Here is a 23,479-nt window from a genome sequence, read left to right on the forward strand (position 1 = left end):
GTTCTGCATTTTTTTGTTATGTCTGCTGCAACATTATCTCAGCATTCGCCTGCGTTTTGATGCCGAAGTTCTCGAGTTACTCACAACTTCTAACCCTACCGAAGATGAATTACAGTTAGACCACAAAACCATACTACTGGATCAAAGCTTAGTCGAACTCAATCTCATTCCCTCAGAAAAATGTGCCCGCCCATGGCAAGACCGCCTTGCAGGCTGTTTGCATCTGTTTAAACTGCATGTGATGGTGGTGGTCTGCCAATATATCGTTTTACTCATACTCATGATATTTTTATTACAACAAGAATAAATACGGTGACTTTATGCCAAATCCCCACGCTTCCCCATCCGAAGTTCCCCGTAAAACACATTTCTTGAGTCAAACGCTTGCCCGCACTATTGCATTTCTAACTCGTCGCAGTGCCCGTCTTCTTACAGGTGCTCGCAGTTTATGGGTCGGATGTCAGCCCGCCACCAAACAACGGATTTATTACGCCAATCATAATAGTCACATCGACTTTATTTTATTGTGGTCGTCCTTACCGACGCCTGTCCGCCGTAGAACCAGACCTGTAGCCGCCTCTGATTATTGGCTAAAAGATGGTTTTCGACGTTTTCTTATTCATGACACCTTTACTGGCGTTACCATCCAAAGGAGCCAACATGGTCCTTTAGATCCACTAGAACCCATTAAGACGGTGCTGCAACAAGGTGACTCCATTATTTTCTTTCCTGAAGGTACCCGAAATTTGAATGATGATATTGAATTGCTGCCCTTTAAAAGTGGGCTATATCATTTAAGCCAGCAGTTTCCTGAAGTAGAAGTCATTCCTGTGTGGATTTCTAATCTTAAACGTGTCATGCCTAAAGGTGCCTTAGTGCCACTACCCTTGCTTTCCACTGTTATTTTTGGAGCACCTTTAAACTTACAGCCCGATCTGCCTAAATCAGAGTTCTTGCAGCAAGCGGAACAAGCATTATTGGCATTAAAAGAGGTCGAATTCCAATGACCGTCAATAATTTACAGCAAACCTATTTGCTCTTTGCTATTTTCACTGGAATTTTAATCTTTGCCTCTACGGTCGGCTGGATACTCAAGCAACGTAATGCACATCAAATTTCACCTGTTATTGACAACTTAAATGCGCGCATTAATGCCTGGTGGGTGATGTTGATTGTCCTTGCGACATCAATCTTACTGGGTAAGGTCACCTTTATTTTATTGTTTGCCTTAATTTCCCTGTTCGCACTCCGTGAATTTATCAGTCTATTGCCCACACGACGTGGTGATTATTTTCCATTACTGATCGCATTTTATTTTGTGATTCCTTACCAGTATTATCTCATCTATATTGACTGGTATGGCTTGTATTCCATCTTTATTCCCCTATATGTCTTTTTGCTGATCCCGATTGCCAGCTTAAAACAAGAAGATACCAAGCACTTTCTAGAACGCAGCGCCAAAATCCAATGGGGATTAATGGTCTGCGTATTCTGTATTTCTCATGTCCCCGCCTTGATGAACTTAAAACTCCCCGGCTTTGCTGGCGAAAAAATCTGGTTGGCAATTTGGCTAATTATCGTCGTTCAAGCTTCAGATGTTTTACAATATGTTTGCGGAAAACTCTTTGGCAAACATCCGGTTGCCCCAATCCTTTCGCCTTCAAAAACAATAGAGGGGCTGTTAGGCGGTATTTTCTTAGCGACCAGTCTAGGCATCGTGATGAAATGGTTAACGCCATTTAGTTACTGGCAAGCAGCCTTGATCGGATTGATTGTCTGTATCTTTGGATTCTTTGGTGGTTTGGTCATGTCTGCCATTAAACGCGATCGTGGTGTCAAAGACTGGGGGCAACTTATTCACGGACATGGTGGTATGTTAGATCGTCTTGATTCCATTTGTTTTTCTGCACCAATTTTCTTTCACATTTTGCGCTATTGGTGGAGTTAAAATGAATCATTTTAAAACCGCATAGCATAAACCCTAGTCATGCAAACTAGGGTTTATTTTTTGCTTTGCAACGTATTCACATACTTACAAGACGATTAGTGCATCATTTGCCCAAAGGCATAAATTACTAGCATCAACATCAAAACCGACGATGACGTGATTAATAATTCTAAAGCTTTCATACCTCACCCTCTATTTCTTCAGAGGTAGGTCTATTTAGACACGTTTACACTACATTTACAATCCAAAAATGTGACAAATTTTGACATTTACAGACAATAATGAAACATTATTAACCAAACTCTCAAGGAGCCATAAAAACTAGCGGCTAATTTTTTTAAACGTAATCAGCTGATAGACGGAATTCGCAACATACTCCGTCAATTGTTCAAGTCGCCGTTTGGGCGTTCCTGCAATCCAATAATGATAGTCATGGCATTGATCATTAAAAAGAATGGAAATATAGAATGTTCCCTCGGGTTTTTCTGGCGTGGCACTTCCTCCAGGCTTTAAGAGTCCGGTACACGCTACAATCACATCGGCTGCTGCAAATAACTGCTGTCCTGCATAAGCCAAGGCCGTAGTGACCTCAGCAGACTCAGCGCTATAGCGCTCAATTAAGGCAGGATCAAGCTGCAAGATTTCTAACTTTATACTGGGGTCATAACACACTATACTGCCCAATAAGATATCTGCGCCACTATGCTTATAGATTGAAAATTGACTGCACAAGAACCCAGAACTCGCGCTCTCGACAAAAGCAATTTTAAGTTGCTGTCGTTCCAATTCATTACAGCATCGCTTGAGCATAGCTTCCCCCAAAAATTGGACAAAACCTTGATTCAAGGGAGTGTTTGTCCAATTCATAAACAAACCATAAGCATAACTGTTTATTCCCCAGTTAAAAACTGATACAACTAAAAATAAAGCATGGAAACAAAGGCAGACATTAGAATGAAAACAACCGTCAAATATGTGGTTTTAAAAAGTAAAGATTACCAACTTGGCACACCACTGTTTGAAGAAGAACTGGATGTCGATGGTCAATATTTTGATCAGATTCCATTGGTGATTCAATTTCAAAACCGTGAGTTCAAAGTAAAAAGCAAAGAATTGCATCGCAAACAAATTCAAGATGATTTTGAGGAAAGCCAAACCATTTTAGTCAAAGTGATTGCGCTTTAATTATCATCTTTAGTATTCCTATTGAATCATTCTTGTTGCAATAGATCGCCTAACATGGAGAACCTCTTCTCCATGTTGTTTTAATTCAGATTAAGGCTGAATCAGCCCTTCACGTGTGCTAGATCCTCTCAACTTAAGAAAACATAATATAAAAAAATATAGTGTTATTAATTAACCTCATAACACGATAAATACATATAAATCCTAGGGATTAAGAAAACTTGTGCAAACTTTTGCTATAATTTCAAGTAATTTTTTAATTACACGCGTTCCTGAACATGCATGATATCGCTGATTTAGAACCTCTCGCACGAGATGTTGCTCAAACTAAACGTGGTCATGAGCGTTGTCTTGCGTTTTTATTGAGTGCAAACGAGTTGTTTTTAAAGCATGGCTATGATGCCGTATCGCTAGATGACATCGTTAATCATGCGGGTGGCTCCAAAGCATCCATCTACAAATATTTTGGCAATAAAGAAGGTTTGTTCACTGCAATTTGTGACTACCGCCGTGAACAGTTTTTTAAAGATATTTGTTTGCCATTTGATATTGAAAAAGATGATTTACGCACGTATCTGATTCAAACCTTATTAAATCTTCAAACCCATTTGGTCCTGCCCGATAATGCTGCTTTTTTTCGGCTTATTTTTGAACAAACGCAGCGTAGTACACAACTTGCACAATATATTCACGAACAAGGTCCAAAACATATCCAAAGTGCAATTGCATGCATCTTAACTCGAGCAGATGAGCTCGGATTAATTACCTGTACAGAACCCGCTTATTCAGCACAGCTATTTTTTGGCATTATTCGGAATCTCGAGTGGCAAGTGCTCATGAACATTTATGAGCAAGAGAATGAGCAAGAAAACCTGAAATATATTCAGTACTGTGTCGATCGCTTCTTAGACGGTCATCAAAAAGCCTAGTTTTTTTGCATTTACTGACACTTATAGTATATAAATGTTAGTCTTTTCTTTTAACCAACCAACAACTAATTGTTGTACTACCAAAGACGGCAATTATTGTGGAGTAACTATGGCTCTGCGTCACTTTCTAACATTACGTGATTTATCGACTTTAGAACTCAACCAAATTTTGCACCGTGCGATCGAACTAAAACGAAAGCAACACAATAACGAAGTTTTTCAACCATTCGTTGGCAAAGTTATGGGGATGATTTTTGAAAAATCGAGTACCCGTACACGTGTTTCGTTTGAAGCTGGTATGAGCCAATTTGGTGGAAGCGCAATTTTTCTTTCTCCTCGTGACACGCAGCTAGGTCGTGGAGAACCGATTGAAGATTCGGCACGCGTAATCTCAAGCATGCTCGACGTTGTGATGATTCGTACTTTCGGCCATGAGATTGTTGAACGTTTTGCTTCTTACTCTAAAGTGCCTGTCATTAATGCCCTGACCGATGACCATCATCCATGTCAGTTGCTTGCAGATATGCAAACCTTCCTTGAACACCGCGGTTCAATCCAAGGTAAAACCGTTGCTTGGATTGGCGATGGTAACAATATGTGCAATTCATATATTGAAGCCGCGCATATGTGGGGCTTTAAATTGAAAATTGCAGCGCCAAAAGGCTATGAACCGCAAGAGAAATTTCTCTCAGAATTTGCCCATTGTGTAGAATTGGTTGATTCAGCCGAAGATGCTGCAGTGAATGCCGACCTGATTGTGACTGATGTTTGGGCAAGCATGGGGCAGGAAGAAGAACAGAAAATTCGTGCAAAAGCGTTTGCAGATTATCAAGTCAACGAACGATTAATGAGTCTGGCACACTCAGATTGCTTATTTATGCACTGCCTCCCTGCACATCGTGGTGAAGAAATTTCAGAAACCATGTTAGATCATATGAATGCTGTGGTATGGGATGAGGCGGAGAATCGCTTGCATGCACAAAAGGCCTTGGTTGAATTCTTAATCAATGAAAATCTAAAAAAAGACTAATTTTTCATTCTAAATAAGCACCTTCGGGTGCTTATTTTCTATGAGCAAGGCTATAATCAAAACCATAACATCTATAAGTGATTTGATCTTATGCAATTTAAAACAATTATCTTAACACTACTCACCAGCACAGTGAGCACTTTAGCCCTCGCCCAACCCACTGACTTAGATCAATATCTCGTAAAGAAAAAAATCGTCGATAACAATTACGGTATTAAAAATAGCGCTGCACTGAATGAAATTCTTGACTATATCAGTGATGAAGATTCACGCACCATGCCTTACCAGCTGGATCAGAATATCGTGATCGAAAAAATGCGCCTATACGCAGACCATATGGAGATTTCTGGTTTAATTACGTCACCAGACTTCAAACAATTTGCGCAGGATATTGGTGACCAAAAAGTTAAAACCATGATGAAAAAAAATTTGGTCCATAGCTGTCCAAAATTTTTTGAACATCAATTCCAACGTAGCAATCCTTATCATGTGAACATTAAATTAACCGCAGAACAAAAGAGTTACGATCTTCAATTAAAAAATTCAGAATGTAATTTTGACCAAGCGGAGTAACAAGGTTAACGCATCAATCCTTGGGGCTGCAAAATAATCACTGCCGCTCCAAGTAGCACAATTCCCCCACCGATCATATCCCAACGTGAAAGCATCACCTGATCAACATAACGTAACCACATTAAAGCGGTAAAAATATAAATTCCGCCATAAGCGGCATAAATGCGTCCAGAAGCGGCAGGATGCAGTGTTAATAACCAAACAAAAAGCGCCAAACTCAAAACTGTCGGTATCCACAACCAATAAGAACGACCTTGATTCAGAATTAGATATGGAAAGTAACAGCCTAAAATTTCCGCAATCGCCGTCAGCAAAAATAATAAAAACGTGGTAAAAATCTTGATCACTGGCAGATCCATAAATATGTCTTGCACCATTCAAAAAGCTATAACTTAGAGGATAAAATCGTACGCAAAAAATAACCCGTATTTGCACGGGTTATTTTTTAAATGGCTAACTAGGCAGGTTCTGCGGTTTGATCTTCAAACACTTCCAGTTTTAAACCAACCGCTTCGCCATTTTCCATTTTCACAGAAACTGCAACGTTACCACCATGCTCAGCCAACTCACCAAATAGAATCATTTCGGCAAGCGGCTTTTTCAAGTGTTCTTGAATCAAACGTTGCATTGGTCGAGCACCCATTAAACGATCATAACCATGCTCAGCCATCCACTCACGCGCACTTTGGTCAACTTCAAGAATAACTTTCTTGTCATCCAGTTGTGCTTGCAACTCAGTTAAGAACTTATCCACCACGCTTTCAATCACTGTGGTTGGAAGTGCTTTAAACTGAATAACACCGTCTAGACGGTTACGGAATTCTGGAGAGAATGCACGCTTCATGGCTTCCTGATTATCACGGCTGTTGTCTTGTTCCATGAAACCAATGCTGACGCGAGAAATACTTTCTGCACCAATATTCGTGGTTAAAACCAAGATCACATTACGGAAATCAGACTTACGTCCATTGTTATCCGTTAACGAGCCATGATCCATAATTTGCAAGAGCAAATTAAAGACATCTGGATGCGCTTTTTCAATTTCATCTAACAATAAAACACAGTGCGGATTTTTATGAATCGCATCGGTTAATAGACCTCCCTGATCAAAGCCGACATAGCCAGGAGGTGCGCCAATTAAGCGAGAAACCGCATGACGTTCCATATACTCAGACATATCAAAGCGGACCAGTTCAACCCCTAGCAGTTTTGCCAACTGCTTAGTGACTTCTGTTTTACCTACACCGGTCGGTCCCGCAAAAACAAAACTACCCACTGGTTTGTCTGGTGACTTTAAGCCCGCACGAGATAATTTAATCGCAGATGCCAAAGCTTCAATCGCCTCATCTTGACCAAAGACCACTCGTTTTAAATCACGTTCCAGATTTTCCAATACTGTCTTATCATCTTTAGACACTGTTTTCGGTGGAATGCGCGCAATCTTAGAAACAATATCTTCAATATTTTCAACAGTAATCAAGCTTTCATCTTGTTCAGCTTTCAAACGGCGTTGTGCACCGGCTTCATCAATCACATCAATCGCTTTATCTGGCAAGAAACGATCATTAATGAATTTAGCAGAAAGTTCTACTGCAGATACCAATGCTTTATCTTCGTATTTCACATGATGGAAATCTTCAAACTTAGATTTTAAACCACGCAAGATATCAATCGTTTCCGAAATTGAAGGCTCATTCACATCAATTTTTTGGAAGCGACGAGAAAGTGCATGATCTTTTTCGAATACTTGACGATATTCTTGGAACGTTGTTGAACCAATACAACGAAGTGTACCATTCGCCAAAGCAGGTTTAATCAGGTTTGATGCATCCATGGTACTACCCATACTCGAACCAGCACCAATAATCATATGGATTTCATCAATAAATAAAACGGCTTCTGGTTTTTTCTTCAACGCATTCAGTAACTGTTTTAATCGCTTTTCAAAGTCGCCACGGTATTTCGTACCCGCGACCAACGCCCCAATGTCTAAACTGAAAATTTCAGCATTCGCCAAAGGTTTTGGTGCTTTGCCATTTACAATCAGCCAAGCCAAGCCTTCTGCAATCGAAGTTTTACCAACCCCAGGATCACCGACTAATAATGGATTATTTTTACGGCGACGGCATAAAATCTGTGCCGCACGCTCAATCTCTTTTTCACGACCAATGAGCGGATCCGTTTTGCCTTTTTGTGCCTCGTTATTTAAGTTGGTTGTGTACAGCTCTAAAGGACCTGAGTTCGCAGAAGATGCTGACTCTCCATCTAGCTCCTCCGCTTCTTCTTCAACTTGAACCTCATCTTTACGCGTACCATGAGACAAATACTGCGTTAAGGTTAAACGGTTAATTTGATGACGTTTTAATAAATACACTGCAAATGAATCCCGCTCGGAATACATTGCCACGAGAATATCAGCCCCTTCTACAGTACGGTCACCACCGCTAGATTGCACATGGAAAATTGCGCGCTGTAGAATGCGATCAAAACTTTCTGTTGGATGCGGTGCCTGATCGCTATTTTCACCAAGTTTGGGAGTATGTTGTTCTACGTATTCTTCTAATTCTTTACGTAAGACGATGATATCTGCACCGCATGCTTTTAAAGCATTTACAGCAGAATCATTATCCAGTAAGGCTAATAATAAATGTTCAACTGTTAGGAACTCATGTCTCTTTTGACGAGCCATGCTAACAGCCAAACGTAATGATACTTCTAATTGACGACTGAGCATGTAACCCCCTTAATCTTTTGGCTCAATCTGACAAAGCAATGGATGACCTTGAGATCGAGCGTAATTATTGACTTGGTTCGCTTTGGTTTCCGCGATATCTCTTGGATAGACGCCTGCAACACCTTTACCTTCGTAATGTACTGTTAACATTACTTGAGTCGCTTGGTCAAGATTCATTGCAAAGTATTGTTGTAAAATTTCAATTACAAAGTCCATTGGGGTGTAATCATCGTTCATTAAAACGACAACATACTGTGGAGGACGCTTTAATTCGGGTGGTGCAGTCTGTACCGCAACATCCCCGTGTTCCTCATGCTGAGGCTCATCCACTAAGCGCGGATTAAAGTGCCAGTCCACCAAACCAGACTGATAAAAACTATTTTTAATATCGTTCAAACAAATTTGACGTTTTGAATTTGGCATAAGATTTTTTTACAACTATTGCGCATTGGCTTCAGCTTGTGGAATTTCGGAAATGTTACTTGTGGTTGACTCCACGGCATTCCCTTTAGACCAACTAAAGCGTTTGATTACAGGTGTATTCGTTCCCGTTAAACGAACTTCTACAAATTGTGGATTAAATCCTTTAGGCATCGTCCAACGCCCGGTCAAACGTTCATATTCATCAAAATTAAAGTTTTTATCTTCCATCGGGACAACCAAAACTTCAGTACCTTGAATGAGACGCAATTCTACCTCACCAGAAGTGTTACGCTTACTCGGACTCACTTGCACCAAATCAAGTTGATACTCATAGGCGTTTTCTGGAAGTGGCTTAATACTTAAACCCTGTATGGTTAAACTTAACCCGCCACGTTGCCGCAATACTTCACGATAGAGCGCTGCCAAACTACGTGACTGGCTTTCTGTGGCTTGGGCTTGAGTTAATGCTGTAAACAAATCGTTTGAATTACTAACAGCAACATCACGCTCCTGAACAGCCAGATTCAAATTTTTGTTCAGACTTTCCAATGTTTGCTTCTGCTTCTGAACAACTTCAACCAGTTGCTCGGCATCTGCATCATAACCCACCACGGTCAAACCCTGTCGATGACCCACCGAATAACCGATAAATCCACTTCCCAACACCAATACCGCTGCGCCAATGGCTAAAGGGAGATTGGTTTCAAGAAACGGTTTTTTGACAGGTTCATCTGGTTGTGACGCTATGTTCGAGTCAGTATTCTGCATCGTCATCTCTTATTTTGAATTATTCAAAACACACATTTAAATCCAAATTTAAATGTGTGTGAAGGTGTAAATCATATTTTATGGCAATAAACCAATGCCTTCTAAGCCCGCGGTTTCGGCAAAGTCGAACATTAAGTTCATATTTTGCACCGCCTGACCTGCTGCACCTTTAACCAAGTTATCTTGTGCAACCAACACCACCAATTTCTTTGGTTGTGGTTTATAAAGCGCAATTCGCAACTGGTTCGCACCACGTACAGAACGCGTTTCAGGCGAACTATTTTCAGGCATCACATCGACAAAACTTTCATTGGCATAGAACTGCTCATACCATGCCTGCAAATCAACCGCAGCGCCCTGCTCAGTTAAATCGACATAGATCGTACTCAACATGCCACGAATCATTGGCACTAAATGCGGCACAAACAAGATCTGATCAAAGACACCTGTTTGGCCTGAAATATTTTCTAATGCTTCAACAATTTCAGGATGGTGACGATGACCTGCAACACCATAAGCTTTGAAGTTATCCGCATTTTCTGTATAGATCATGCCCATACTGGCTTTACGTCCAGCACCAGAAACACCCGATTTCGCATCAATAATAATACTTTCTGGTTTAACTAATGTGTCGCTGTGCTTAAATAATGGGGCCAAGCCAAGCTGTACCGTTGTAGGGTAACAACCTGGGTTACCAATAACATTGGCTTGCTTGATTTTGTCTCGATTCAGCTCAGATAAACCATAGACTGAATCTTTTAATAATTCTGGACAAGCATGCTGCATGCCATACCATTTTTCAAACTGAGCGAGATTTTGCAAACGGAAGTCCGCTGCCAAATCAATCACTTTAGTATTGGCAGCAACCAATTCTTCAGCATGTTTCATGGCAACGCCATGCGGTGTCGCAAAAAACACCACATCACATTGTTTTAATTGTTCAATATTTAAATCTGAATATTTAAGCTCAGTATGTCCGCGCAAGCTCGGGAACATATCATCGACACGGCGGCCATCTTCAGTACGCGAAGTCAGTACATTTACTTGTACATTTGGATGTCGAAGTAATAGGCGCAACAATTCAACGCCTGTATAGCCTGTACCACCAACAATACCTACTGAAATCACGTGCTTTACCCCTATTCAAAAGCATTCTTTGTGTAACTGCGTAGTATGACAGGAAGTTAGGGCTTTCTAAACTGTTTTACTTGTATTTTATATGTTTTCGTCTCGTTGTAGCTCTATTTCAGTACAATCGAATTCTAGCTTGGACTTTCTAGACAGACACAATTACGTCCAGATTGTTTTGCGCTATACAGTAATTTATCTGCCACACCGATGGTATGTATTAGATTTTGATCAAAAACTTCAGTTAAGCCAAAACTAGCGGTGATGGGTATATTTAATGCGTATTGCGGCTCTGTTTCTATGTTCAAACGAATGCGCTCAGCAATTTCATAGGCCTGATTTAGCTCCCGTGCTTGGAATAAGACAATAAATTCTTCCCCACCAAAACGGCCGATTAAATCTTGTACTCGAAGGTTTTGTCGAAGCACTCGGCTAACGTGCTGCAATATTTGATCACCCACCAAATGCCCATATTGATCATTAATTTTTTTAAAATGATCAATATCACACATCAATAAAAAATAACGTTGATGAGATACCTGCTTCAGCCTTTTATACACAGCCTCATTAAATCCACGGCGATTCAGTAAATGCGTTAAGGGGTCTTTTAAACGCTCATCATTTAAATGATGAATAATATCGCGCACCAAAGTCCCCATAAGCACCATGGCAAACCACATGCTTAAGAAAATACTGGCTGCCAGCATGATTAACCACCATACCGAACTGACCAACATATTGGCTTCAATATCTTTTAAAAACAAAAAAATAATAAGACTACGTGCAAAGGTATATAGCACAATAAACACATAGGAAAAGTCGACAATTTTGTTGAGTAAATCTTCTTTTTTATAGTGTTTGAAAATAGAAAACAAAACTAAGGACTCAACCAAGGCAATGGAAAAATTGAGAATCAACATCCTGAGCCATAATTTTTCATCAACATAGGCAAAATAGCCAATCAATATCAATGCAATAATGATTATTCCTAAGCACCATAAAGAGTGTGCCTGCGCATTTTTTCTTAACGCCATGGCATAGGCACTTGCCCAAGCACCAAACAAATACATCGCTCCTAATAGCGGTGCAAACAAAGCCAGCTGTTGGTTTGGCATAAAACTTTGTGCCGCAACAGAAAATGAAGGGACGATATAACCCAACCCTAACCAAAATAAATATGTAGGTGCTTTATAATTGTAATGACATATTAAGAACACGCTTCCGATTAAAATCAGGCAAGCAGGTACAATTAATATAAAGTAATGTGTTTCTGGGAAATTCACGCTCGAAACTAAACATCTAGACCAAAACTAAAAACAGTTTAGATGATTTAAACTGAATTGAATACTTTCAATAATAAAGCATTCAATTACATTTTTATGCCGTAAACCACCAATAAGGTAATGCTGTATTTTTTAAAATTTTACGATGCTGCTGATAATCTCGATCATGCTTTTCTACTTCTGCCCAAAACTTTGGGCTATGGTCAAAGTGCACAGTATGCGCCAATTCATGAATAGCAACATAACGCGTAATTTCAAATGCAAAAAGCACCAAGCCACTATTCAACATAATGTCATGCTTTGCACTACAGCTTCCCCAACGCGTTTTAGGCTGGCGAATACTGCATTGTGCATACTTCAAACCTGTTTCCCGACTCAGCTGACTCAGATAAAGAGGCAAATGCAGTTTTGCATAGGCAATTACAAAGGCTTTCAAGTACTGCTCAGGCTGTCGATCACTGACCAAAAGTTTTTGCTGATCGGCATTCCAGAGATAGGATTGCTTCTGCGTGACATAATCGATTTGTATTGGCTGCTCGAGATTAAATAATTGAAGTTCAGTTGGTAAATTTCGATCGAATTGTCCAATTTTTTCTTGTTGTTTCAGCCAAGTTTCCCGCATCCATTGCTCAGATTCATTCAAAAAATGCTGTATTTGCTTTTGGGTACAATATTTTGGAACCGTTAAACGGATTTGAGTCGGTTCTACACGCAAGCGTAATCGCGTAGCTCGTGCATGATGGGTAATTTGAATTTCGGGTAGAGTCTGGGTCATTTATTTTTAAAATTTTATATAGATTATTCAATTTTTCCCAAGTCTGAGCAAAAGCTAAAGCACTGCTTTAACTTTTGCTCTGAAAAAGAAGGACTTTGCTTCATTTTCAAAGGCGGCTTACGCAGGATTATTTAAATCGCAGTACGCTCTTCAATACCATTATCAGTTGCAACTACCGCAATATCGGCCTTATTTAAAGCAAAAATACCATTACACACCACACCAGGAATGTTATTGATGGTTTTTTCGAGTTCAAGGGCATTTAAAATATTTAAGTTATAAACATCTAAAATAACATTCCCGTTATCAGTCACTACACCTTCACGATATACAGGATCACCACCCAAACTCACAATTTTACGTGCTACAGCAGAACGTGCCATAGGAATGACTTCTACAGGCAATGGAAATTCACGACCCAATTGCTCAACCCATTTAGAGTCATCCACAATACATACAAATTTTTTGGCAATTGAAGCCACAATCTTTTCACGAGTGAGTGCAGCACCACCACCCTTAATCATGTGCATATGACGGTCAATTTCATCCGCACCATCGACATAGGCATCTAAACCACCAACATGGTTCATATCAACCACTTCAATGCCTAATTTTTTCAGGCGTTCAGCAGTCGCTTCAGAACTTGCTACAGCTGCTTCGAGTTGAAGTTCTGGTAACAAATCAATCAGAAAGTTCACTGTACTCCCTGTACCTACCCCTAAAATGCCACCTTTTGGTAAGTGTTTTAAAGCGGCTTTCGCTGCTGCTTGTTTTTTCTCATCTTGGGTTGCATATAGACTCATGACATCACTCAACTTTTTTTCACGTTTCGCGCAATTTTAAAACGCAAATGTGCAGGGGTTTGTTACAATAAACGCCTATTTTAAACTGTTAGATGGAAAATTAACATGCTGTCTCGTTTGGTTCGACAAATTTTACAAGCAACGGTGTATGACGTTGCAATCGAAACCCCACTCGAAGCAGCGCCACGAATTAGTGAAAGGCTAAACAACAACATTCGCTTTAAACGCGAAGATTTACAACCTGTCTTTTCTTTCAAACTACGCGGTGCCTATAACCGTATTAGTCAATTACCGAAATCTCAGTTGGAACGTGGCGTTATTACTGCTTCAGCAGGTAACCATGCTCAAGGCGTGGCGTTATCTGGTCAAAAGTTAGGTATTCGCGCCATTATTGTCATGCCAAAAACCACACCTGACATTAAGGTTCAAGCAGTTAAACGCTTGGGTGGTGAGGTTGTATTGCATGGTGACTCCTTTGATGTTGCCAACAAATATGCGATTCAACGTGCCAAAGATGAAGGCATGACCTTTATTCCCCCTTATGACGACGAGTTAGTCATGGCGGGTCAAGGTACGATTGCCAATGAAATTTTACGTCAATGGCGCGATGTGGAATATGTCTTCGTTGCGGTAGGCGGTGGTGGCTTAATTGCAGGCATTGCAGCTTACCTTGGCGATGTTGCTCCACATGTCAAAATTATTCCTGTGGAATATGATGAATCTGCTTGCTTAAAAGCAGCATTTGAAGCCAATGAACGTGTCATTCTGCCTTCTGTAGGTCTGTTCGCTGATGGTACGGCCGTAGCACAGATTGGTGAAAAACCATTTGAAGTGCTGCAATTACAAAAATCAGATAATTCTGGACCAATCGTGGAACGCGATGTGGTTCTGGTGAATACTGATGAAATCTGTGCTGCGATTAAAGATACCTATGATGAATGCCGTAGCATTGTAGAACCCTCTGGTGCAATGGCTTTAGCAGGTATTAAAAAATACGTAGAGCAACACAATATTCACGGTAAAAACATGGTGTCGATTGTTTGCGGTGCAAACATGAACTTTGACCGTTTACGCTATATTGCAGAACGTACCGAATTAGGTGAACACAAAGAAGCCATTTTCGCCGTCACCATTCCAGAAGAAAAGGGTTCATTCCTTAACTTCTGCCGCGCCTTGCAAGGTCGTAACATCACAGAGTTTAACTACCGTGCCAGCCATGCATCTGCTGCTCAAGTCTTTGTCGGCATTAGCCTAAAAAGCGGTGAAAAAGAACGTCACGACATTCATGAGTTATTAAAAGCGCAATACGATGTTGATGATCTGTCTGATGATGAAGTTGCTAAACTGCATATTCGTTACTTGGTGGGTGGTCATGCAGACTTGGAAAACGAACGTTTATTCCGTGTCGAGTTTCCAGAGCGCCCAGGAGCTTTGCTCACCTTCCTTGAACGTTTAGGTCCTACACATAACATCACGCTGTTCCACTACCGTAACCACGGTGCCGCCGAAGGTCGCGTATTGGTAGGTCTAGAAGCCAGTGATGCCAAACAGAATCCTGATGGTTTAATTGAAACACTGGAAAGCATTACCTATCCATATGTGGAAATTACCAATAACCTCGGCTATCAACGCTTCTTAAAATAAGTCAGCATCTACCCTACAAACAGAGTCTAAAATGGCTCTGTTTGTGTTTTATATTGACCAAGACATCTCCGAGGGCTCATATTTTTCTACCCTTAAGCCTTCCTCTAAAAATTGCTGATTAAATAACTCACAAAATAACTCAATTTTCTTGGGTTGATTGGGTACAGCCAGCCAGTAATAACCATCGCCCCAAAGTAAAAGCAATGCAAAATTTTGCGATTTTAAAAATTTATAAATTTCATCTAGCATAATTTCTAAAATCTGATCTTGCACTCGATAAAAGCGCCCAATCACATGCTCAAATTGTTCGTAGTGTTTTAGAATCGGATCTGCGCGAGATTGAATTTGCATTTGTACAATCTCGATTTCCGTGGTCATCTGACTAAAAAACGGATGCTCCGTCAAACCATTTTCCAAATATCGACTGAGGTTCAGCGGCATAATCCATTCCCCTTGTTGCTCACTGTCATCCTGAAAATTTAACCACTGTAAAAAGTACTTGGGTTTCGCCCGATGCTTTTTTTTCGGTAGTGGATTTTGCTTCAACTTGGGAAACCAGCGTCTTAATTGCTTATAAATCTTCTTTTCGTTCATCCTGAAACCCTTATTGTTATGTGAATTGCTTTACTTAATATACAGTCAAAACGTAGACCCTTCATTTCAACCCTCAAATAAAGCTATGATTGGATATTATGTAATTTAAATGTGTAAATAATAATACACTTCACAAGATAAGGACCTTACATGGCTCAATTTGCGGTGATTGGCTTAGGAAGTTTTGGTGCAACAGTCGCAACTGAACTGGTTGAGTTAAAACATGATGTGATTGGCATTGATAGCAATAAAAAATACGTTGAAAATATTTCAGACGTACTGACCCATGCAGTTATTGCCGATGCCACCGATGAACATGTCCTGAATGAACTCAATATTCAAAACTGCGATGCGGTTGTAGTTGCCATTGGTGAAGATATTGAAGCCAGCATTCTATGTGTACTGCATTTAAAAAATTTAGGTGTGGAAAAAATTTGGGTTAAAGCCAAATCAGAATCCCACCACATGATTCTCAGTCATCTCGGCATTGAAAAAATTATTCATCCTGAAGAAGACATGGGGGTTCGGATTGCACAATCCCTAAGCTATCCGATGGTGAGCCGCTACATGTCACTTGAGGATGACCGTTATATTGTCAAAGTTGAAATTAAGGACAATTTACATGGTTCTCGTTTCCACAGCATTTGTGAATACAACAAAGAAATTAACGTGATTTTGCATAAACGTGGCAAAGAGATGCACTACCATATCGATCCGAACTTAATCTTACAACGCGGGGATATTTTAGTGGTTGAAGGTCACCTCGAACACTTACGCCGATTATCAAATCGCTTTAAATAATATGAAAAGATTAAGAAAGAAGCCGAAAAGTACGATCAATCTCAGTCCACCAAGTCTATTAGCCCTTGGCTTTCTGAGCTTTATTGTAATTGGCACCCTATTGCTGAAATTACCCTTTGCCCATCATGGTGAACTCCCTTGGATTCACGCATTATTTACGGCCACTTCCGCAGTCACCATTACTGGGCTTTCCGTGGTAAATGTCGGTGAGGCTTATACGGTCTTTGGCAAAATTGTCATCATGTTGTTATTACAATGTGGGGGCTTGGGTTTTATGACATTTGCTATTTTAGCCGTCATGAGCCTGTCCACTAAAATTGGGCTAAAGCAACAAATCATGGCTCAAGAAACCATCGGACAAACCAGTTTATCTAAAGTTTCACATACCATTAAAGCGGTATTTCTGTATTCAATTTTCTTTGAAGCAATCGGTACGGTAATTTTAACCATTGCTTGGATGCAAGAATACGACTTCTTGAAAGCTCTTTTTTATGCAGCCTTTTATAGTGTTTCTGCATTTAACAATGGTGGTTTTTCACTTTTCCCGAACAGCCTTATGGACTTTTCCAGCCATTACTTCATCACCTTCACCATTAGCCTGCTGTATATTATTGGCGGCATTGGCTTTTTGGTTCTGATGGATATTAAACGCCACCGCAGATGGAAAAGACTAAGTCCGAACAGTAAGCTGATTTTGTTGACCATTGCAGGACTCAATCTGATTGCCTTTATTGTCATTTGGCTGCTTGAAGCCAATAATCCATTGACTTTAGCACCCATGAGCATCGGCGATCAGGCGGTCAATGCCTGGTTTCATGCCACTGTGCCTCGCTCGTCTGGTTTTAATAGTTTGGATGTCGGTAGCATGACCGATGCCGCAGCACTGGTGACCATGATATTGATGTTTATTGGCGGTGGCTCACTAAGTACTGCCGGAGGGATCAAAGTCGGGACTTTTATCGTGGTGATCCTGAGTGTAATTAGTTTCTTACGCCGTGCAGATGAAATCCGAATTTTTAATTTTTCAGTTCCACATGCAACCTCATTTAAAGCCATGGCCGTGGTTTCAATCACCGCGATGCTGGTCTTTGCAGGATTTCTGAGTTTATTGCTCTTAGAGCCTGATCAGCATTTCTTGGATTTACTGTTTGAGGCGGTATCTGCCGCTTGTACCGTCGGATTGTCACGCGGAATCACCGCCGATTTACAACCTGCCAGTCAAATCGCCCTGATGCTGCTAATGTTCGCTGGACGCCTCGGACCGTTAACTTTAGCCTATATGATTGCGACACCGAAAAGAACACGTTTAAAGCACCCATCAACCGACATTCAAATTGGTTAAACCCAAACAAGAACCATGATGGGCTATGAGGTTACTTTTCACTTGAACTCTTTTGCTTCTTTAGATATGTTCAAAGAAGCGAAACGAGCGAGTTTAAGTTACTGAAATTTTTACTATATAACTTAAAAAAATAGACTGAGTTTCATTATTGTCCACAAAAGATTTGGCTTTCCTATTTAATATAGAGAGCCAATTTCTAAATTTTGGTGAATACCATCAACAAATGTATGCCGTTTTACTCAACAATGTGCGCTTAAAGCAGCTGTAAAAAATACTACCAGCCTTTTCAACCGAACAAGAAGACTTAGAATGAAAATAAAAACATTATGCGTACTCACTGCTTCAACACTCTTACTCTCTGCTTGTGCCAATAAAAAAATAGACGCTCATTTAGACACTCTCCTCAAAGTTCAGCCTAATTGGCAATTAGCCGATCATTGGTCTGCTGAACAAGATGGAATTGACCCGAATCAACCTAATCTCATTTCAACACAACGTTTTGTGGACGAGCAAAATATCAAGTCAATTCAGTTTAATACACCTTTTTTAGTCCGAGAAAAAAGTATAGTCAAAGCAATCGGTCCTTCTGGCAAAGCTGAAGACACCATATTTACCCAAGTCCTACTCCTTGATTGCGCTAACCTAAAATTCGCCCGTGTTTATGAAGAAACTCAAGACCATGATGATACAGGCAAGGCAAGAGAACACTCTGAAACATTGATTGATTTGAATAAACCCATAGATGACTCTAAATGGAATATGTTCTTGAAAGGTTCATATGCTGCAGAGCAATATTGCGCTAAAGCACCGGACTTTAAAGCGTTTAATCCTGCAAAGAATGACAGCCAAAAAGACTGGAAGCTGACTACTCCTGATGAAAGGGTCATGCCGAATTACATTAATAAACAAGATCTTCAACATGTCAGTCTAGAACACCCCTTTTTACTGCGCATGAAGCGCTATGATGAATTTTTTATTGATGGAAAATCAGCAACTTCCGTGGTGAATGAAGTTCTGATCGACTGTAAAGCGCAAAAAGTTGCAAATATTGCTCAACGCTACTATGCAGAAGATTTCGAGTTTAAACCGAATGTAAATCCCCCCTTAGTGACCGAATTCTTTGAAGTCAAAAATCCAGAAAATATAAAAGAACATCAATGGTATCGTATCAACCAAGAATATATTGAACATACTGGAATTTGTGCGGGCGCTAAATAGGCATCTAAGCGAGGATGTATTTAGCATCATCCTCAAGCAAGCTTTCAAAACAAACCCAAATAAACCATCAAAAATCCATATATAAAAGCCTGAAATATATATTTCAGGCTTTTTAAATTTTGAGTGCATTAATACCAATTCAGCAATGATACGCCCAGCCCAACATAAGTTGCACGATGGTTATAATCAATCAGGCTTTCACCATAACCATCAAAGAGCTGGAATTGTCCACGCAATTTGCCATGAATCGGAAATGACCAATCAAATTGAACTGCGCCATGCGAATCATTTCCACCTTTTAAAGAATGTCGCAACATTAAGGAAAAGTCGTGGTCATCTTTACGATAAAAGGCGGTAATATCGCCACGCCCCACATAATCCTTAATATCTGGATTATTGTCGTCCTCAGCACTCTCATCAAAACGATACCAAGGACGAATCATTAACGCAAAGTTGTCTCGCTCTAGGCCAATGTTGAAAATGGCTCGGTTCCAACTACGCGATAAGGGATCAGAACGACCATTCGACTGGTGGTTAAGCGTAACCCCCAGCAAGCGACCATTTAAACCCAGAAACTCATAATTGGTACGAAACATCAAGCTGGCTTCAGGCTCATAATTGGTTTCTCGAAATGGTCGCGACTCATCTTGATTATAGACTTGCCAACGTGAGGATTGGGTATAGCCAACCCAAATATCACCATTGTTTCCAAATAGGTTTTCGACCGCCTTGGTTTTAAGCGAGATTTGAAATTTCGCTTCTGTCGATTTCAAATTCTGATCTTGATTAACGGTATTTTTGAGATTCGGGCTTTCAGGAAACTCATTTTTCTTACTGGACCAAAATACAGGTAAGAGATAGACTGGTTTGTAAGCACGAATGTTCCAAGTTCCCAATTTACTGTCTTCGGATAATTCCCAGCGTTTATCCAGTAAAGATTGGTTTGGATCTATCTTTGGCCCCTCTAGTGCAAAGAGGTTGCTTAAACTACTGCTCTTTTCCTCTGTTTCAGTTTCTACCGGAGACTTAGTCGCTTGCTTCACCAACACCGGCTCAGCAGCAGGCTGGGCTTGATCTACTGCAGGTAGTTTAAATAAAGCATCATAACAGGCCAAACGATCTGCATTTGACTCCAAAGCAACACATGCTTCAGGACTTGCAGGCGTAATTTGACTATCAGGATCTTGGGCATTTGCAGCAGCATAAGCTGTGCTGAGCATAATCACACTCAGCGACAGCACACCACGTTCAAATGATTTGAACGCCATAAATACACCTCTTTTTATTGTATTAATTGACTTGATAAATTTCGAAACCTAAGGTCAACAACTCTTCTTTTTTCGCCATTGGAGCAACCACTGCCTTACTTGGTGTTTGTTGCAGCAAATATTGTTCCGCTACGCGTTTTAAATCATCCAAAGTCACAGCTAGCAAGCGTTCACGCAATTGCTTACGGAATGCTGGAGTACGAGCATGTAACAATGCATAACACGCGGTAATTGCTTCACCTGCTGGAGAACCCGGCTTATCCATTGAAGCAATCAAACCTAAAATGGCTTCTTCCAACTGATGCGGCTGTTGTTCAACATTCAACAACCATGCCACACTGGCTTCAAAATCATTGAAGGTTTCAGCTAAACGTGGATCTCGGTAACTATAGAATCGGAATGAGCAAGCATTACCATCGTAACTCGCACCACCGCCATAGGCACCGCCTTTTTCACGAATCGCACTGTGTAAGAAACCATTACGCAAATAGGCTGCCAAAACCATCAACGGTGCAGCATCTGCATGAGCAACATCTACCGCAGGATAAGCCGATGCACAGAACTGTACATTGGCCTGAATCAACCAGGCTTGATCCTGAGATTTAACTTCTGGCATCACAAGGTTTAAAGCCTGTTGTGACTTGTCTACAGCGAGCTTGTTCCACACTTCTTGAATTTCTTCTAACAAACGATCTGTTTGATGCTCTTCACACACCAATAAGAACTGTTTTGGAGCTTGCAACAGTTTGCGATGAATCAATTGCAACTCAGCAATCAGTTGATTGTATGCTTCCTCGCTTGATTCAATTTGCGTGACCAACTCACCCAACCAATTGAGTGCGCCTAAACCAGTATTGTTATAGTCACGTAGTGCTAATGCACTGTGATGACGTGAAGCAATCTGCATGGCATAACTATGCCCCGAACCCGATAAACGCGACTGCCAGCGGGTTTTACGCTGTTGCAACAACTCTACAATCCGGTCTTTTTCATCAAAACGCAGCTGTTCAAATGCAATTTTAAGCAGTCGAATTGCTTCAAAGTTATGTACCAAAGATTTGGTCGTTAAGGTTAACCATGCACTGATTTTTTGCTTATCATCAACTTTTGAACGAAGAGATGCGCCCATTCCCAAACCACCACTCACTGCAGTTTGAAGTTGTTGCAATTCTAAATAGTCATATTCTCCCGCACCGACTTCACCTAGTAAAATCGACAACAAGTTAAAATATGGCGACTGAACAATTTCCTCAGGAATCTGAATCAGGACTTGTTGATAATAAATACCATTCGTGCCTGCATGGTAGAGATTTAATGGCGTATCTAAACCATTACAGATAATTTCACGTAACTGACCTTGTACTATTGGCAGCTCGGCAGGGACATCTTCCAAGCCTACTTTCGGTAACAGGTTCAAATCATCAGGCGTATCTTGACGAATTTTTAACGCCTCTGTTTGCGCAATAATCTCAGCTTTTTGCGCTTCAGTTAATGTCGCACCAATCGCAGCCAAACGCTCTTTTTCAGCTTGTGCTTCTTTTGTTGATTTTGTCGCATCTGGCACCAAAGTCATTTGCACACGATGTGGATTGTCAATTAAGTGTTCTTGAATAAGGCGCGACAACCACATTGGGTCTTGCAACTCTTCTTTGACTTGCTCCATCGCAGTATCGACATCCCAAACGTGGATTGGATCACTATGGTGAATTGCACTGCTTAAACCATTTAAAATCAGGCTCAAACCATATGGCATGCCATCTCCATTAATTTCACGCTGATGCAACTCAATTTGGTGCAAAATCGCATCCACCAATGCCGAATCAATCGGTTTTGAGGCAACATCTTCGAGAACTTTAAATACACCTTGTTTAAAGGTTTCAGCATGTTCAGGATTAGAACCCTGCACCCCACAGAAGAAGGTCATTTCAAAGTTAGAATCGTCAACCCCCATAATAGGGCCAGTCGATTGTGCATAACCGCAGGTTTCTAAATAATGACGTAAAGGTGACGCTGAGTTTTCAAGTAAAACACCTTCAACCAAACGCATGCCGAGACGTAGTTTAATATCACTGGCTTGTGGCAATAACCAAGAAATAATGTGATACGTCTTATCTTTCAAATCTTCTGCATCAACAGCATAAGATTCCGTGACTTCTATAGGTGCTGCTAAACGTTGCTCAGGCTTAGAATATAATGTTTCACCTTTGCCAAATTTAGCCAAAGCCAAAGTTTCAAATTGTTCTTGTAATTCAAATGCAGATTGACTACCGAAAGTCATAAATACGGCATTACTTGGATGGTAATGTGATTTATAGAAAGTAACTAACTCATCGTAAGTCAAATCTGGAATATCTTTTGGATCACCACCTGAATTATAGTGATATGTCGTTTTCGGGAATAAATGATACGCTAGTTGATGGTAGAGCTGATCTGAAGGTGAACTCATTGCGCCTTTCATTTCATTAAAAACAACGCCTTTATAAACAGGCACGTCATTTTCAAGCTCAATGCGAATACCTTCTTGAGCAAAATCCAAAGGATTCAGATTGGCTGCAAATGCTGCGTCTAAATACACTTCTAATAAGTTCTGGAAATCTTTTTTATTCTGCGTTGCAAATGGATATGCGGTCCAGTCCGCCGCAGTAAAGGCATTCATAAAAGTATTTAATGAACGACGAATCATTAAAAAGAACGGGTCACGGACTGGGAATTTTTCAGAACCACACAATGCCGTGTGTTCTAAAATATGCGCTTCACCTTTGGAGTCCATCGGCTGGGTACGGAAAGCGACCAGAAAAACATTTTCATCATGATTGGTCGCAAGGTGATAATGTACCGCACCTGTGACTTTATGCTGGTACTCAGTCACCAAAATATCTAAGGCTTCAACATGGTGTTGACGAATCAACTGAAACGCAGGATGTACAGTTTGAGAAAGGGTTTCAGTGACATCTACAGTCATGTGTACTCCAATATAATATAAATAAAACTGAAATGATTATAGCTTTAGTTTGAACCATAATTCACGCACTA

Annotated in this window: 23 protein-coding genes; 11 read left to right on the forward strand and 12 right to left on the reverse strand. The window is 40.5% G+C overall.

What is annotated here, in order from left to right; genetic code table 11:
• Window positions 1–13: 13 nt before the first annotated feature.
• The 3 genes from ACX17N_RS08690 to ACX17N_RS08700 are packed head-to-tail and all read left to right on the forward strand — an operon-like array spanning window position 14 to window position 1,948.
• On the forward strand, window positions 14–307 hold the full coding sequence (locus ACX17N_RS08690) for a hypothetical protein (RefSeq protein ID WP_458892166.1): 294 nt from the start codon (window positions 14–16) through the stop codon (window positions 305–307).
• Between the two features lie 13 nt (window positions 308–320).
• Complete coding sequence (locus ACX17N_RS08695; protein ID WP_458892167.1) at window positions 321–1,007, forward strand: lysophospholipid acyltransferase family protein; 687 nt, start codon at window positions 321–323, stop codon at window positions 1,005–1,007.
• Window positions 1,004–1,948: a phosphatidate cytidylyltransferase gene (locus ACX17N_RS08700; protein WP_458892168.1), complete on the forward strand. Its 945-nt coding sequence runs from the start codon at window positions 1,004–1,006 to the stop codon at window positions 1,946–1,948. Before ACX17N_RS08695 ends, ACX17N_RS08700 begins: the two co-directional genes overlap by 4 nt.
• 321 nt (window positions 1,949–2,269) lie before the next feature.
• On the opposite strand, the gene ACX17N_RS08705 is transcribed toward ACX17N_RS08700, so the two are convergent.
• A complete protein-coding gene (locus ACX17N_RS08705) occupies window positions 2,270–2,758 on the reverse strand; it encodes a CinA family protein (RefSeq protein ID WP_458892247.1) in 489 nt (162 codons plus the stop codon).
• Between the two features lie 144 nt (window positions 2,759–2,902).
• Here ACX17N_RS08705 and ACX17N_RS08710 point away from each other — a divergent pair, with 144 nt between their 5' ends.
• The 4 genes from ACX17N_RS08710 to ACX17N_RS08725 all read left to right on the forward strand — a co-directional run bounded on the left by ACX17N_RS08710 (window position 2,903) and on the right by ACX17N_RS08725 (window position 5,665).
• Window positions 2,903–3,133: a hypothetical protein gene (locus ACX17N_RS08710; RefSeq protein WP_458892169.1), complete on the forward strand. Its 231-nt coding sequence runs from the start codon at window positions 2,903–2,905 to the stop codon at window positions 3,131–3,133.
• Window positions 3,134–3,411: 278 nt separating this feature from the next.
• A complete protein-coding gene (locus ACX17N_RS08715; protein ID WP_458892170.1) occupies window positions 3,412–4,062 on the forward strand; it encodes a TetR/AcrR family transcriptional regulator in 651 nt (216 codons plus the stop codon).
• Between the two features lie 109 nt (window positions 4,063–4,171).
• Window positions 4,172–5,092: an ornithine carbamoyltransferase gene (gene argF / locus ACX17N_RS08720; protein WP_458892171.1), complete on the forward strand. Its 921-nt coding sequence runs from the start codon at window positions 4,172–4,174 to the stop codon at window positions 5,090–5,092.
• Window positions 5,093–5,182: 90 nt separating this feature from the next.
• On the forward strand, window positions 5,183–5,665 hold the full coding sequence (locus ACX17N_RS08725) for a hypothetical protein (protein WP_458892172.1): 483 nt from the start codon (window positions 5,183–5,185) through the stop codon (window positions 5,663–5,665).
• A 5-nt stretch (window positions 5,666–5,670) separates the two neighbouring features.
• On the opposite strand, the gene ACX17N_RS08730 is transcribed toward ACX17N_RS08725, so the two are convergent.
• The 8 genes from ACX17N_RS08730 to rpiA form a co-directional block, all read right to left on the reverse strand.
• Window positions 5,671–6,024 (reverse strand): YnfA family protein, encoded by a 354-nt coding sequence (locus tag ACX17N_RS08730; RefSeq protein WP_458892173.1) that lies wholly within the window; start codon window positions 6,022–6,024, stop codon window positions 5,671–5,673.
• Between the two features lie 98 nt (window positions 6,025–6,122).
• Complete coding sequence (clpA, locus tag ACX17N_RS08735) at window positions 6,123–8,399, reverse strand: ATP-dependent Clp protease ATP-binding subunit ClpA (RefSeq protein WP_458892174.1); 2,277 nt, start codon at window positions 8,397–8,399, stop codon at window positions 6,123–6,125.
• A gap of 9 nt (window positions 8,400–8,408) precedes the next feature.
• Entirely contained in the window at window positions 8,409–8,822 is a 414-nt protein-coding gene (gene clpS / locus ACX17N_RS08740) for an ATP-dependent Clp protease adapter ClpS (RefSeq protein ID WP_458892175.1), read from the reverse strand.
• Between the two features lie 15 nt (window positions 8,823–8,837).
• Window positions 8,838–9,590, reverse strand: coding sequence for a DUF6776 family protein (locus ACX17N_RS08745; protein ID WP_458892176.1), 753 nt, complete (start codon window positions 9,588–9,590; stop codon window positions 8,838–8,840).
• Between the two features lie 78 nt (window positions 9,591–9,668).
• Window positions 9,669–10,718 (reverse strand): N-acetyl-gamma-glutamyl-phosphate reductase, encoded by a 1,050-nt coding sequence (argC, locus tag ACX17N_RS08750; RefSeq protein ID WP_458892177.1) that lies wholly within the window; start codon window positions 10,716–10,718, stop codon window positions 9,669–9,671.
• 134 nt (window positions 10,719–10,852) lie between these two features.
• Window positions 10,853–11,944, reverse strand: a complete 1,092-nt coding sequence (locus ACX17N_RS08755) for a GGDEF domain-containing protein (RefSeq protein ID WP_458892248.1) — start codon at window positions 11,942–11,944, stop codon at window positions 10,853–10,855.
• Window positions 11,945–12,095: 151 nt separating this feature from the next.
• Window positions 12,096–12,776 carry a M48 family metallopeptidase gene (locus ACX17N_RS08760; protein WP_458892178.1) on the reverse strand — a complete coding sequence of 227 codons (681 nt, stop codon included), beginning with the start codon at window positions 12,774–12,776 and terminating at the stop codon, window positions 12,096–12,098.
• A gap of 131 nt (window positions 12,777–12,907) precedes the next feature.
• Entirely contained in the window at window positions 12,908–13,579 is a 672-nt protein-coding gene (gene rpiA / locus ACX17N_RS08765) for a ribose-5-phosphate isomerase RpiA (protein ID WP_458892179.1), read from the reverse strand.
• Between the two features lie 105 nt (window positions 13,580–13,684).
• Here rpiA and ilvA point away from each other — a divergent pair, with 105 nt between their 5' ends.
• Window positions 13,685–15,223, forward strand: coding sequence for a threonine ammonia-lyase, biosynthetic (gene ilvA / locus ACX17N_RS08770; protein ID WP_458892180.1), 1,539 nt, complete (start codon window positions 13,685–13,687; stop codon window positions 15,221–15,223).
• Between the two features lie 48 nt (window positions 15,224–15,271).
• On the opposite strand, the gene ACX17N_RS08775 is transcribed toward ilvA, so the two are convergent.
• Window positions 15,272–15,817 carry a hypothetical protein gene (locus ACX17N_RS08775; RefSeq protein WP_458892181.1) on the reverse strand — a complete coding sequence of 182 codons (546 nt, stop codon included), beginning with the start codon at window positions 15,815–15,817 and terminating at the stop codon, window positions 15,272–15,274.
• Between the two features lie 150 nt (window positions 15,818–15,967).
• Between ACX17N_RS08775 and ACX17N_RS08780 the strand changes: the two genes are divergently transcribed.
• The 3 genes from ACX17N_RS08780 (at window position 15,968) to ACX17N_RS08790 (ending at window position 19,178) form a co-directional block, all read left to right on the forward strand.
• Window positions 15,968–16,618, forward strand: coding sequence for a potassium channel family protein (locus tag ACX17N_RS08780; RefSeq protein ID WP_458892182.1), 651 nt, complete (start codon window positions 15,968–15,970; stop codon window positions 16,616–16,618).
• A gap of 1 nt (window position 16,619) precedes the next feature.
• Window positions 16,620–17,960, forward strand: coding sequence for a TrkH family potassium uptake protein (locus ACX17N_RS08785; protein WP_458892183.1), 1,341 nt, complete (start codon window positions 16,620–16,622; stop codon window positions 17,958–17,960).
• A 309-nt stretch (window positions 17,961–18,269) separates the two neighbouring features.
• A complete protein-coding gene (locus ACX17N_RS08790) occupies window positions 18,270–19,178 on the forward strand; it encodes a hypothetical protein (RefSeq protein WP_458892184.1) in 909 nt (302 codons plus the stop codon).
• A 128-nt stretch (window positions 19,179–19,306) separates the two neighbouring features.
• On the opposite strand, the gene ACX17N_RS08795 is transcribed toward ACX17N_RS08790, so the two are convergent.
• Together ACX17N_RS08795 and ACX17N_RS08800 are read right to left on the reverse strand one after the other, a co-directional pair.
• Window positions 19,307–20,446, reverse strand: coding sequence for a phospholipase A (locus tag ACX17N_RS08795; RefSeq protein WP_458892185.1), 1,140 nt, complete (start codon window positions 20,444–20,446; stop codon window positions 19,307–19,309).
• Between the two features lie 22 nt (window positions 20,447–20,468).
• Entirely contained in the window at window positions 20,469–23,408 is a 2,940-nt protein-coding gene (locus tag ACX17N_RS08800) for an insulinase family protein (RefSeq protein WP_458892186.1), read from the reverse strand.
• Window positions 23,409–23,479: the final 71 nt, after the last annotated feature.

Source organism: Acinetobacter sp. GXMZU3951 (genome assembly GCF_054457875.1).

Coding starts and splice junctions, on each gene's coding strand:
- ACX17N_RS08695 (WP_458892167.1), top strand. CDS start 321: ATGCCAAATCCCCACGCTTCCCCATCCGAAGTTCCCCGTAAAACACAT.
- ACX17N_RS08760 (WP_458892178.1), bottom strand. CDS start 12,776: ATGACCCAGACTCTACCCGAAATTCAAATTACCCATCATGCACGAGCT.
- ACX17N_RS08800 (WP_458892186.1), bottom strand. CDS start 23,408: ATGACTGTAGATGTCACTGAAACCCTTTCTCAAACTGTACATCCTGCG.
- rpiA (WP_458892179.1), bottom strand. CDS start 13,579: ATGAGTCTATATGCAACCCAAGATGAGAAAAAACAAGCAGCAGCGAAA.
- ACX17N_RS08705 (WP_458892247.1), bottom strand. CDS start 2,758: ATGCTCAAGCGATGCTGTAATGAATTGGAACGACAGCAACTTAAAATT.
- ACX17N_RS08795 (WP_458892185.1), bottom strand. CDS start 20,446: ATGGCGTTCAAATCATTTGAACGTGGTGTGCTGTCGCTGAGTGTGATT.
- ilvA (WP_458892180.1), top strand. CDS start 13,685: ATGCTGTCTCGTTTGGTTCGACAAATTTTACAAGCAACGGTGTATGAC.
- argF (WP_458892171.1), top strand. CDS start 4,172: ATGGCTCTGCGTCACTTTCTAACATTACGTGATTTATCGACTTTAGAA.
- clpS (WP_458892175.1), bottom strand. CDS start 8,822: ATGCCAAATTCAAAACGTCAAATTTGTTTGAACGATATTAAAAATAGT.
- ACX17N_RS08700 (WP_458892168.1), top strand. CDS start 1,004: ATGACCGTCAATAATTTACAGCAAACCTATTTGCTCTTTGCTATTTTC.
- ACX17N_RS08745 (WP_458892176.1), bottom strand. CDS start 9,590: ATGCAGAATACTGACTCGAACATAGCGTCACAACCAGATGAACCTGTC.
- clpA (WP_458892174.1), bottom strand. CDS start 8,399: ATGCTCAGTCGTCAATTAGAAGTATCATTACGTTTGGCTGTTAGCATG.
- ACX17N_RS08715 (WP_458892170.1), top strand. CDS start 3,412: ATGCATGATATCGCTGATTTAGAACCTCTCGCACGAGATGTTGCTCAA.
- ACX17N_RS08790 (WP_458892184.1), top strand. CDS start 18,270: ATGAAAATAAAAACATTATGCGTACTCACTGCTTCAACACTCTTACTC.
- ACX17N_RS08730 (WP_458892173.1), bottom strand. CDS start 6,024: ATGGATCTGCCAGTGATCAAGATTTTTACCACGTTTTTATTATTTTTG.
- ACX17N_RS08710 (WP_458892169.1), top strand. CDS start 2,903: ATGAAAACAACCGTCAAATATGTGGTTTTAAAAAGTAAAGATTACCAA.
- ACX17N_RS08775 (WP_458892181.1), bottom strand. CDS start 15,817: ATGAACGAAAAGAAGATTTATAAGCAATTAAGACGCTGGTTTCCCAAG.
- ACX17N_RS08725 (WP_458892172.1), top strand. CDS start 5,183: ATGCAATTTAAAACAATTATCTTAACACTACTCACCAGCACAGTGAGC.
- ACX17N_RS08785 (WP_458892183.1), top strand. CDS start 16,620: ATGAAAAGATTAAGAAAGAAGCCGAAAAGTACGATCAATCTCAGTCCA.
- ACX17N_RS08780 (WP_458892182.1), top strand. CDS start 15,968: ATGGCTCAATTTGCGGTGATTGGCTTAGGAAGTTTTGGTGCAACAGTC.